Genomic DNA, 11,319 nt, shown 5'->3' on the forward strand with positions numbered 1-11,319 from the left:
TGCAGCACCGCCGCCATTGCCGCTGCCGGGCTCAGACTCCCAGGCCGATAACACCGGCGTCACCACCCGCCAGGCCGCTTCAACCTCATCGGCACGGGTAAACAGCGTTGGATCCCCCAACAGACAATCCAGGAGCAGGCGATCATAAGCATCCGGTGTACTCGCTCCAAAAGCCGTCCCATAGCGGAAATCCATGTCCACCGAGCGAGTGCGGATCTCTGGCCCCGGCATCTTGGCCTCAAAGCGCAACGAGATACCCTCATTGGGTTGGATGCGCAGTACCAGGATGTTGGGACTCACCTCCCGAGCTGCCGATTGGAACAGGGAAAGGGGCACCTGCTTAAAGTGAATGGCCACCTCCGAAACCTTCTTGGGCAGGCGTTTCCCAGTGCGCAAGTAGAAGGGCACCCCCTTCCACCGCCAAGTATCACACTCCAGTTTCAGAGCGACGTAGGTGGGGGTTTTGGACTGGGGATTGACATTGGGCTCCTGCCGATAGCCCAGCACCGGCTTGCCGGCAATCCAGCCAGGGCCGTACTGCGCCCGCACCGCTGCGGCTGCCACATTGCGGGGATCCGCTAGGCGGGTGGCCTGCAGCACCTTGGTCTTTTCGTTGCGCACCCCATCGCTGCGCAGTGAGACAGGTGGCTCCATGGCCGTCAGGCAATAGATCTGCATTAGGTGGTTTTGCACCATGTCTCGCAGGGCGCCGGCAGTGTCGTAGTAGCCGGCCCGATCCTCCACCCCCACCGTCTCCGCCACGGTGATCTGCACATGGTCGATGTAGTTGCGGTTCCAGAGAGGCTCGAAAATGGCGTTGGCAAAGCGGAAGACCAGCAGGTTTTGCACCGTCTCTTTGCCCAAGTAGTGATCAATGCGGTAGATCTGCTCTTCCTGGCAAATTCGCTGCACAAGGCGGTTGAGTTCCTGGGCCGAGGTGAGGTCGTGGCCAAAGGGCTTTTCGATCACCACCCGCGTTTTGGTCGGATCGGCCACCATGCCAGCTGCCCCCAGCTGTTGGATGGCCTGAGCATAAAAGTCCGGCGCCACCGCCAGATAGAACACTCGGTTGCCGCGGGTGCCCCGCTCCTCATCCAACTGGCTGAGCAGTTGCTTCAGGCGAAGATAGCCTTCTGGATCCCCGATATCCAGGCGGCAATAGAACAGGCGGCTGGCGAAGTCCTGCCAGAGGGCCTCCGGCCCCAAGTCCTGGGGGGCAAACTCCTGCACGGCAGCCCGCATTTTTTCCCGATAAACCTCGTGAGTCCAATCGCGGCGGGCCACCCCCACCAAGGTAAACTCCGGCGGCAGCCGTCGCTGCACAAACAGCCGATAGTAGGCCGGGATCAGCTTGCGGGCGGCCAGATCCCCAGAAGCGCCAAACTGCACCACAATACAGGGATCCGGGGTGCGTTCTTGGTTGAGACCAACGCGAAGGGGGTTTTCTGCCAGGGTTACCATAGGCCAGCTTGGCTCAAAGAGAAGGATTGGGAAGAACCTAGGGCACCAGAGAACCCTCTAGGCAGCGCAGCACTTCTTCCACGTTCTCGCGGCTGCCGATAATAAGGGGCACCCGTTGGTGGAGAGATTGGGGGACGATGTCTAGGATGGCCTCGGTGCCAGTGGTGGCTGCCCCGCCCGCCTGCTCGGCCAGAAAAGCCAGGGGGTTGGCCTCGTACATCAGGCGCAGCTTGCCCTCCGGTTTTTTCTGGGTGCCGGGATAGAGGTAAACTCCGCCCTGCAGGAGAATGCGGTGAAAATCCGCCACCAGAGCGCCGCTGTAACGGGAGATGTAGCCATCGCGGCGGTGAACATAGCGAACGAAGTTTTGGATCCCTTCGCTCCACCGGCAAAAATAGCCCTCGTTGAGGCTGTAGACGGAGCCGCGTTCAGGAATGCGGATGTCGCTGCGGGAGAGGATAAATTCCCCCAAGCTGGGATCCAACGTAAAACCGTGTACCCCCTTGCCGACGGAATAGACCAATTGGGTGCTGGGGCCGTAGAGAATATATCCCGCAGCCAGTTGGCGACGGCCCGGTTGCAGCAGGTCTTGGTTGTCCGCTTCCGGGCGATCCTCAAGAGGGTGAAGGACGGAGAAGATGGAGCCGACGCTGAGGTTGGCGTCAATGTTGGAGGATCCATCCAGGGGATCGATCATCAGGGCCAAGCGGCTGAGGGAGCAGTTTTCCGGCAGGCGAGCCGGGGTTTTCATCTCTTCCGAGACCAGCCGACACACCAGGCCCGTTTGCTCCAAAGCGCGAATGAAGGCCCGGTTGGCGTAGTCGTCCATCTGTTGCTGTTCTTCCCCTTGGACATTGACGCTGCCGGTAACCCCCAGCGCCCCTTCGATCAGTCCTGCCTGACTCAGCCGCCGGGCGATCATCTTGCCGGCCAGGGCAATGCGGTTCATCAGGGCGCTGAAGTCTTGGGCCTCTGCCGTAAAACTGCCAAACTGCTGTAAAACATGACGGGAGAGGGTGAGCACATCCCGCAACATCTCCCGTGAGGACTCCGTCCCGCTAACGCGGTCGGCACTGCTGGGCACTGCAGGCGAGGGGAGAGGAGAGCTGAGAACCATACGAGGCTTCGCCAACACGAAGGGGAAACACCAACACCCAGGATCCCTGGCCCCCATGTCTTGACTCGGTCTCGCTAACGCGATTGGAACCTGGGATCCCTTCTATTAGGTAAGCTGGCCGATTCCTGGCGCAGGTGCAGACAACTTACAGAGTTGCTTCAGATTTGGTTTGGATCCCTCTTTCCGGGAAAGCTCATGTTCCCCCGAAGAAACGCGGTAGGATGAGTTCTACCCCTTTTCTCCTCTCCCTACTTCGTCCCGGTTTCCTCTTGCAATGATGGCCAATTCCCCTTTCCCGCTGCGCAGCCAAGTGGTTACCCAGGGAGTACAGCGCTCCCCCAACCGCGCCATGCTCAGGGCCGTAGGCTTTCGCGACGAAGACTTCGGCAAGCCCATTGTCGGCATTGCCAACGCCCACAGCACCCTCACCCCCTGCAACATCGGGATCCAAACTCTGGCGGAGCGGGCGGAGGCGGCTTTGAGAACGGCGGGCTGTATGCCCCAGGTGTTCGGCACCATCACCATTAGCGACGGCATCTCGATGGGCACGGAGGGGATGAAATACTCCCTGGTGTCGCGGGAAGTGATTGCCGATTCCATCGAGACGGTGGTCAACGGCCAGAGCATGGATGGCCTCTTGGCCATTGGCGGCTGCGACAAGAACATGCCGGGGGCGATGATCGCCATGGCCCGCCTCAATGTACCCTCGATCTTCGTCTACGGCGGCACCATCAAGCCGGGTCACTACAATGGCCGCGACCTCACCATCGTCAGCGCTTTTGAAGCCGTAGGGGAGTTCAGTGCCGGGCGCATCTCCGAGGAAGAGCTGCTGGCGGTGGAGCGCCACGCCTGTCCTGGTGCGGGATCCTGCGGCGGCATGTACACGGCCAACACCATGTCCAGCGCGTTTGAGGCCATGGGGATGAGCCTGCCCTACTCCTCCACCATGGCTGCAGAAGACGAAGAGAAAGCCGAAAGTGCCGCCCAATCGGCCAAGGTCTTGGCAGAGGCCATCAAAGCCAACCTCCGCCCCCGCGACATCATCACCCGTAAAAGCATTGAAAATGCCATCTCGGTGATCATGGCCGTAGGGGGATCCACCAACGCCGTGCTCCACTTTCTGGCCATTGCCCATGCGGCAGAAGTGCCCCTGACGCTAGATGATTTCGAGACCATTCGTGCTCGCGTGCCTGTCCTCTGCGATCTCAAGCCTTCAGGGCGGTTTGTGGCCACCGACCTGCACCGGGCCGGCGGGATCCCCCAGGTGATGAAAATGCTGCTCAACCACGGCCTGCTGCACGGGGACTGCCTCACCATCTCCGGCCAGACCATCGTCGAAGTCCTGCGGGATGTGCCGGACGAGCCTAGCCCGGATCAGGAGGTGATCCGCCCTTGGCACAGCCCCCTGTATCCCCAAGGGCATCTGGCCATCCTCAAGGGGAATCTGGCTCCCGAAGGAGCAGTAGCCAAGATTACCGGCGTCAAGAACCCGAAAATTACCGGGCCGGCGCGGGTCTTCGATTCAGAGGAGTCCTGCCTGCAGGCCATCCTCTCCGGCCAGATCCGAGCAGGGGATGTGGTGGTCATCCGCTACGAAGGCCCCAAAGGTGGCCCCGGCATGCGGGAGATGCTCTCGCCCACTTCGGCCATCATCGGCGCCGGCTTGGGGGATAGCGTTGGCCTGATCACCGATGGCCGCTTCTCCGGCGGCACCTACGGCATGGTAGTGGGCCATGTGGCTCCCGAAGCCTATGTGGGGGGCACGATTGCCCTGGTGGAGGAAGGGGATCTCATCACCATTGATGCCCCGGCTCGCCAGTTGCACTTGCATGTGAGCGAAGAAGAGCTGGCCCGCCGCCGCGCCCGCTGGTCTCCTCCTGAGCCTCGCTACAAACGGGGCACCCTAGCCAAGTACGCCAAGCTGGTCTCCAGCAGCAGCCTGGGGGCAGTGACGGATTTGAACCTGTGGGATTAATTTCCCTCACCCCCGGCTCGTCTCCCAGAGGGAGAATTGGTACTTGAGAGATAGCTCCAGATTCCTGACCCTGCAGGGATCAGCCTTGCTGGGTTAAGTGCAAGAAAGCGGCAGAGATGAAGGATCCCTGCCGCTGGGTTTTATGGGCTGACGGCCTCAGAGACAACTAGGTACCGATGATCCCGCCGTCATTTTTGGTGATCACCACCACCGCCGAGCGGGGGTAGAGATTGGGGTCGTAGTCTGGCCAGCGGGAATCGACCTTGCCGGCAGCAAAGTCGTCCTCGCTGGTGCTGGCGCCTGGGTGCTGCACGTTGATGAACATGGTGCGCTGATCGGGAGTGGTGACCACACCGGTGATCTCCTGCCCAATCGGCCCGGTTAAAAAGCGGCGAATTTCCCCTGTATCCGGATCGGCAGCCAACATTTGGTTGTTGCCAAAAGGCGCAAACTCCTCTTTGTTGAGATTGCTTTCGCTGGTGTCGGTCTGGATCCAGAGGCGACGGCTGGCATCGAACCACAGACCATCGGGAGAGTTGAAGATATTATCTGCATTGAGGGGTTGACCTGATAGGGTGCGGCTATCTTCAGGCGGCCCGGCCAAGACAAAGAGATCCCACTCGAAACGGGTGGCTTGAGGCCGGTCGTTGGCTTCCTTCCAACGGATGATGTGACCCCACTTGTTTTTGGGACGGGGGTTGGCAGCGTTCACCTGGTCTTGTTCCCGACGGCTGTTGTTGGTCAGGGTGAAGTAGACCATGCGGGTTTGCGGATCCACCGCTCCCCACTCAGGCCGGTCCATTTTAGTAGCACCGACAAAATCCGCCGCCGTGCGGGTATTCACCAACACATCTGCTTGGCTGGTGAAGCCGTTTTCCGGGGTTAGACCGTTTTTCCCAAACACCAGCGGCAGCCACTCCCCTGTGCCATCTTCGTTGAACTTGGCCACATACAGGGTGCCATTGTCCAACAGATGTCCACCCGCCGTTTCCTTGCGGTAGGGCTCGGCAGAGACGTACTTGTAGATGTACTCAAAGCGGGCATCGTCCCCCATATAGGCCACAATCGGCTGGCCTTCCACCGGCGGCTGAAACACCACGCCTTCGTGGGCGAAGCGGCCCAGAGCGGTGCGCTTCTTGGGAGTGCTGCTGGGATCAAAGGGATCGATCTCCACCACCCAGCCAAAAGTGTTGGGCTCATTGCGGTAGTCTTGAGTGGCATCCGCAGCGGTGGGGGTGGCGTTGAAGCGGATGAACTCGTCTGCCTTGTTGCTGGCCAGCTCCCAGCCGTAGCGGGAAGTCTCGGTGCTCACGCCGTAGCGCTTGTGCTCCCGGGGCAGGTTGGGCTTTTGGTCGGGGCCTTTGCTGGTGTTGCTGAAGTAGTCCGCCCAGTTCTCCTCACAAGTAAGGTAGGTATTCCAGGGAGTGACGCCGTGGGCGCAGTTGTTCAGGGTGCCACGGGTCATCGTGCCTTCGGGGCTGAACTTGGTTTTCACAAAGTCGGATCCCCGCACCGGGCCGTGGATCTCCATGAGGGTAAGACCGGTGATGCGGCGGTTGAGGCGATCCCGCACCACTTCCCAACTGCCGTCTCCCTGCTGCTTGATGTGGACAATGCTCACCCCGTGGCCATTCAGCTCTTTCAGCACCTGGTCGGGATCGCGGGTGCCGTCAGGATTGGTGGGATACAGGTCGGAATCCAGCTTCTGGCCCACAGCCGCAGCATGCATAAACCGAGGCTCAACGTACTCGTGGTTAAACACCAGCAAACCCTCGGTGGAGCTGCCCTGCCAGGGATCCTTCCCTTCGATGGGGAAGAAGTGCATGCCATCGTGGTGGCTGCCCACCTGCATTCCCTGCTCGGCACCGGTGTTTTCCAGCTTGAACTGTGGATAGGTGCCGGTGATGGGAGTACCCCAAGCCAGCAGCGGTCGGGCAGTGTAGCCTTCGGGCACCACCAGTTTGTCTTCCGCGCTCACAGGAATTGCCTTGAAGCCCAGCAAAGCACTGCCACTGGCGGCTTTTGCCGATTTGGAAGCACCGTTCAGCGCAGGCAAGCCAAAAAAGGTGGCCACCGCTGCAGCAATTCCCCCCTGCAGCACTTGACGCCGCTGCAAACGGCTCTCCAGGATGCTGCTGAAAGTGGGGTTGGGAGAGTGGTTACACATAGGCTCGTCTCCAGGACGAAGCTTAGGGCCATGCGAATGGATACTCACGTTGACTTCTCCTCTTGTCTTGACAAGTTTTGTTTAGAAACTTGGCGAGTCTTATAAAACAGCACCTAACCCCTGCGCTACTCTATTCGCGCATGAGGATAGGCACTACAAAGTTAGTGGCTTGAAGTTAAGAGAAGACTAAGCTCAGATTAAGCCTTGCAAGTGTAAACAATTTCTTTAGATTGAAGCAGCAGTTTCTTAATCATTTGTTGCAACGAGAAGAAGACTTGGTTTAAGTCAATTAGATCAAGTGCCAATAAAGTAGTCTGCAGTCCTTAGAATTGCGATTCTTATGCGATTCTTAGAGGTCTTTTCGTAACCTAGAGAACAAATACACCCCATCTTGGTGGTACAGAAGCTGGAATTGAGTTTCCTTCTGTAAAGCTTCAATCAGGACACGGGAAAACTCTGGACTGCTGCGCCACCCCGGATGACGGGTGTTGAGCAACACATAATCAAAGGGATCCCATTGAGAGGGCGGGGATCCATTGAAGCGGCCCTCGTCTGTAAAGTAGATTACAGGTCGCTGGGTGAGGTGAGGGCTGATCTCGTGAGTGGTGAGGACGCCCCCTTGGGTGGTGATCTGGGCAAGAGCCTGTCGGGTTGCCTGCCAAGTGTCCAGGGAGCTGAGATAAATCGAGCCGAAAAAGGTGTATTTCCCCAAGGCCAAAAAGGCCAGCGAAGACCAGATCAGGGGCAGTTTTCCATCTTTTATAAAATGGCTCTGGAAGAGGTGATTTTTCACATTCTCGATGACAGCTAAGAACAAGAAAGGAACGATAGGCAAAGCGTACTGATGCACCAGATCTCGATAGGCGGGGTTGCTGGAGAGTATATTCAAACCCAGGGTAGGCAGGGCAGGGATCCAAGGATCCCAATGCCGCCAAGAGAGGCCCCAAGCCAAAGGCGCAACCAATAAAAATCCATAAAGCAGGGTGTCCAGAGAGAAGACTTTGCTCAAAACCGGCATCGGTCTTATGATTAAACCTTGAACAATTTCCGCAACAGAATTCCCTAGATAGTCGTAATGAGAAACGGCTGCCGGCTCGCTGCCGCTGAAGTGAGGAATGACCCCAAAAGTGGCTATCCCAAACCAAGCTGATCCTGCTGCAATTGCCGTCCAGCCGCCCACTTGGCAGCGCCATTGCCAGCGTTCTTGAATTCGTCCTCTTTCCCAAAGCAACAGCCAGGCTCCCAGGGCGACAACATTGAGAGACAACACTGCTTTACAGCCGAGGATGCCGCTCAAACAGAGAAGGAACCCCCACAATTTTCCAGAGCGAATGCAGAGCACAGCCGCCAAGAAAAGGGGAACGGCCAAAACCTCTGGATGAAAATCAAAAAGGTTGGCGTTAAAAATGGCCGGATAGAGAAGATAGGCTGTGGCAATCACCATCACTTGGCTGGGATCGACCTTGGCCTGAAGTGCAAGGTGATAAATAGCCAATGCTCCCAAGGTTAACGCCAGGGATTGGAGCCCAAACAGCCAATAGACCGAGGGGACAATGGGGTACAAAAAGCTGATGGGATAGAGAATAAAGGCTGCGTGGTCTCCCAAGATGTGGATCCCTCGAATGGTCGAAAACGGAACCTCTCCCCGACTGATTAGATAGATGGATTGGTCGAAGATGCCAAGATCATATCCTCCAGACTGAAACAGGTGATGCCGGACAACACTACAGCCAAAGAGAATGAAGAAATTAAAAATCATGATTGCCAGCAGAAGTGGAGGCAGAGGACGATCCTTCATAAGAACTAGGGCTTTTGATTTATAGATTTTGGCAAGGTAACTTTATCGCTTTTCTCAGCCTTGCGTGACATCCTAGCGAGATCTGGATTCGGCAGAGGCTCCGCCGCAATTCCGGACATTTCTCTTTCCTCGGGAGTATGAGGAATGGCTCAAGCTTGTTGGAGATAACGATACAGATGAGTTAGGACTGGTTACGACAAGAGGGTGTGATTTGGCCCAAGATGGCAGCATGTCTTGCCCCAGTTGCTTCCGGTAAATTGTTGGTCTTACCTTGCCAGGTTTTATAGGCCAATACCGCGAAGGCAAGAGCCTCTTTGGCCTTAGAAGGGATCCCCACTTGGTCGGAAGTCAACAGGGTTGTGGTCGGCAGTTGCTCCTGCAGCAGTTGCATGAGAACAGGGTTTTGGGTGCCGCCACCGCTGAGAATAACTTGATCTGGGGTCGCGGGCAAAAAGTCCCTATAGGCTTGGGCAATGGAGCAGGCTGTGAACCCCGTGAGGGTGGCAATACAGTCGTGAGCAGATATAAATTGGGTCCAAATTTGCTCCAAATAAAGGGATCCAAAATACTCCCGACCAGTGGTTTTGGGCGGTGCCTTTTGAAAATAGGGATCCCGCATCCATTCTGCAACTTTTTCCCAGTGGACTTGGCCTTGGGCAGCCCATTTTCCATCGCGATCAAAGGCTTGTTGTCCTTGGCTGGCCCGCATCACCGCCAGATCGATCAAAATGTTGCCGGGGCCAGTGTCGAAGGCCAAGGGGGATCCCCCACTGCAGAGGCTGGGGAGATAGGTGAGGTTGGCAATGCCGCCGATGTTTTGGGCCACACGATGAAGGTGGGGATGCCTCAACAGCAGCCAATCCACAAAAGCTACCAAAGGTGCGCCTTGACCTCCTGCCGCCATGTCCCGCGCCCGAAAATTGCTCACCACCGGGATCCCGGTCAGCTCGGCAATCACCGCAGCTTCACCGATTTGCAAAGTCGAAGCTTCTGGCCCACCGGGGTTATGCCAAAGGGTTTGGCCATGGCTGCCGATGAGATCGATCTGTTGGGGGGTAAGATGGGCCGCCTGGATCCCTTGCAAGGCCGCTGCCGCAAAAGCTCGACCCAAGCGAAAGTTCAAGGTGCAGATGTGATCTACCGTGCCGGTTTTGGGATCCGCAGCCCGCAAAATCTCTGCCCGCAGCGTCGGGGAATAGGGAATTGTTTGGAAATGTATCAACTCCCACTGTAGGGAATCGTCGCCCTCGATGCGGACGATGGCTACATCGATCCCGTCTACAGAGGTGCCCGACATTAAGCCAATGACAATCATTTTGCTGGCGGCTCAACCAGAGGCTTGAGAAGGTCTAAAGTTTTGCCCCCTTTCCCCTTCCCCTTTTTAGGATACAGGCAGGGTATCCAGAGCTACCGTGTGGGGGACTATGAGTGAAGCCATCCGCTACGACCTTCTTTTGGTGGGGGGAAGCTCCTCCAACTTGATCTTGGCCCACCGCCTTTTGGATCTGGCCAAGCTCTCTGGGCTGAAAATCTCTATTGCCATTTTGGAAAAAGCCCGCCAATTCGGCGGTCACATCGTCAGTGGCGCCATCTGCAACCTCCAAGTGATCGCCAAGCTCTTCCCCGATTTTCAAAGCCAAGGATTTCCCCACGAAGGCCGGGTGGAAGCCAATCATCTGAGCGTGCTGGGATCCCAACAGCGCTGGGATCTGCCGGAAGCGGTGATCCCGCCGGGATTTCGCAAGCAGGGGCAGTTCATTCTCACCCTCAGCCACGTCATCCGTTGGCTGGCCGAAACCCTGCAGGAAAAAGCCAAAGGGATCCCAAATGTTACCCTCGATGTGTTCCCCGGCTTTGCCGCCCATGAAATCCTCTACAAGGGGGAGCGGGTGATTGGGGTACGGGCAAGCGATTCTGGCCAAGTGTACGAAGACTGTATCTTTGCCGAACTCACCTGCTTTGGCGACAAAGGCTTCATTTCCAAAGATCTCATCGAGAAGTTTCAACTGCGCCCCAACCCGCAATTGTGGTCGGTGGGGGTCAAAGAGGTGTGGCAGATCCCCCAGTCCCTGCAGGGGCAGGTGTGGCATACCTTGGGCTACCCGGTTTTGGATGGCAGCTTCAGCGGCGGCTTCGTCTATGGCCTCAAAGACAATCGCCTGGCCTTAGGTCTGATCATCGGCCTCGACAGCAAAAACCCCAACCTCAACCCCCAGCAACGTCTGCAGGAGTTCAAGGCTCACCCCTGGATCCAGTCCCTAATTGCTGGCGGCAGGTTGCTCAAATATGGGGCTGCCGTGATTCCCGAAGGGGGCTACCACAGCCTGCCCACCCGGTTTGGCGTTGAGGGAGCCCTGCTGTTGGGGGATGCGCTGGGGGTGTTGGATGTGGGCAGCTTGGCCGGGGTGGATAATGCCATGGAAACCGGCTATCTGGCGGCGGGCCTCATTCACGATGGCTTCTTGAAAGGGGATCTGCGCATCCAAACCGACTACCAAAAGGCGGTGATGGAAAGTGCGGTGGGGCAAAACCTCTACCGCAGCCGCTATTTCCGCGAGGCTTTTCTGGAGAACTCCCGCTTGCTGGAAGAATACTTGCCTCAGGTGTGCCGCAGCGTCGATGCCGGCCATCCCTGGCTGGGATCCCTGCGCTGGGGCCTGCAGGATCCCGTTCGCCGCGGACGAGAAACTCTGCGCGCCTACACCCTGCTCACCGGGCGGGTCAGCCCCAGCGAGCCACCCCCGCGAGGCTATGTGGCCCCCCACGCTGCCATTCAGGCGGATTTTGTGGCCCCCACAACC

The 11,319-nt window shown here is 57.7% G+C and carries 7 protein-coding genes; 2 read left to right on the top strand and 5 right to left on the bottom strand.

What is annotated here, in order from left to right; genetic code table 11:
• A partial coding sequence (gene zwf / locus NW856_RS09005; protein ID WP_414399892.1) for a glucose-6-phosphate dehydrogenase occupies positions 1 to 1,461 on the bottom strand: 1,461 nt, incomplete at its 3' end.
• 37 nt (positions 1,462 to 1,498) lie between these two features.
• On the bottom strand, positions 1,499 to 2,497 hold the full coding sequence (gene fbp, locus NW856_RS09010) for a class 1 fructose-bisphosphatase (protein ID WP_414399897.1): 999 nt from the start codon (positions 2,495 to 2,497) through the stop codon (positions 1,499 to 1,501).
• Between the two features lie 358 nt (positions 2,498 to 2,855).
• On the opposite strand from fbp, the gene ilvD reads away from it, so the two are divergent.
• The gene (ilvD, locus tag NW856_RS09015) at positions 2,856 to 4,553 is read left to right on the top strand and encodes a dihydroxy-acid dehydratase (protein ID WP_414399898.1); all 1,698 of its coding nucleotides are present in this window, start codon (positions 2,856 to 2,858) and stop codon (positions 4,551 to 4,553) included.
• Between the two features lie 166 nt (positions 4,554 to 4,719).
• Here ilvD and NW856_RS09020 read toward each other — a convergent pair whose 3' ends face one another.
• The 3 genes from NW856_RS09020 to NW856_RS09030 all read right to left on the bottom strand — a co-directional run bounded on the left by NW856_RS09020 (position 4,720) and on the right by NW856_RS09030 (position 9,833).
• The gene (locus tag NW856_RS09020; RefSeq protein WP_414399893.1) at positions 4,720 to 6,720 is read right to left on the bottom strand and encodes a PhoX family protein; all 2,001 of its coding nucleotides are present in this window, start codon (positions 6,718 to 6,720) and stop codon (positions 4,720 to 4,722) included.
• A gap of 349 nt (positions 6,721 to 7,069) precedes the next feature.
• Entirely contained in the window at positions 7,070 to 8,518 is a 1,449-nt protein-coding gene (locus NW856_RS09025; protein WP_414399894.1) for a DUF2079 domain-containing protein, read from the bottom strand.
• A 181-nt stretch (positions 8,519 to 8,699) separates the two neighbouring features.
• Entirely contained in the window at positions 8,700 to 9,833 is a 1,134-nt protein-coding gene (locus NW856_RS09030) for an anhydro-N-acetylmuramic acid kinase (protein WP_414399895.1), read from the bottom strand.
• A gap of 109 nt (positions 9,834 to 9,942) precedes the next feature.
• Between NW856_RS09030 and NW856_RS09035 the strand changes: the two genes are divergently transcribed.
• Positions 9,943 to 11,319 (top strand): electron transfer flavoprotein (locus tag NW856_RS09035; RefSeq protein WP_414399896.1); only part of this gene is annotated, 1,377 nt, incomplete at its 3' end.

The sequence above is a fragment of the Synechococcus sp. R3-13 genome, assembly GCF_047462195.1.
Classification (GTDB): domain Bacteria; phylum Cyanobacteriota; class Cyanobacteriia; order Thermostichales; family Thermostichaceae; genus Thermostichus.

Excerpts from the sequence above, each read along its gene's own strand:
- NW856_RS09020 (WP_414399893.1), bottom strand. The coding sequence starts at position 6,720 with ATGTGTAACCACTCTCCCAACCCCACTTTCAGCAGCATCCTGGAGAGC.
- ilvD (WP_414399898.1), top strand. The coding sequence starts at position 2,856 with ATGGCCAATTCCCCTTTCCCGCTGCGCAGCCAAGTGGTTACCCAGGGA.
- NW856_RS09025 (WP_414399894.1), bottom strand. The coding sequence starts at position 8,518 with ATGAAGGATCGTCCTCTGCCTCCACTTCTGCTGGCAATCATGATTTTT.
- NW856_RS09030 (WP_414399895.1), bottom strand. The coding sequence starts at position 9,833 with ATGATTGTCATTGGCTTAATGTCGGGCACCTCTGTAGACGGGATCGAT.
- fbp (WP_414399897.1), bottom strand. The coding sequence starts at position 2,497 with ATGTTGCGGGATGTGCTCACCCTCTCCCGTCATGTTTTACAGCAGTTT.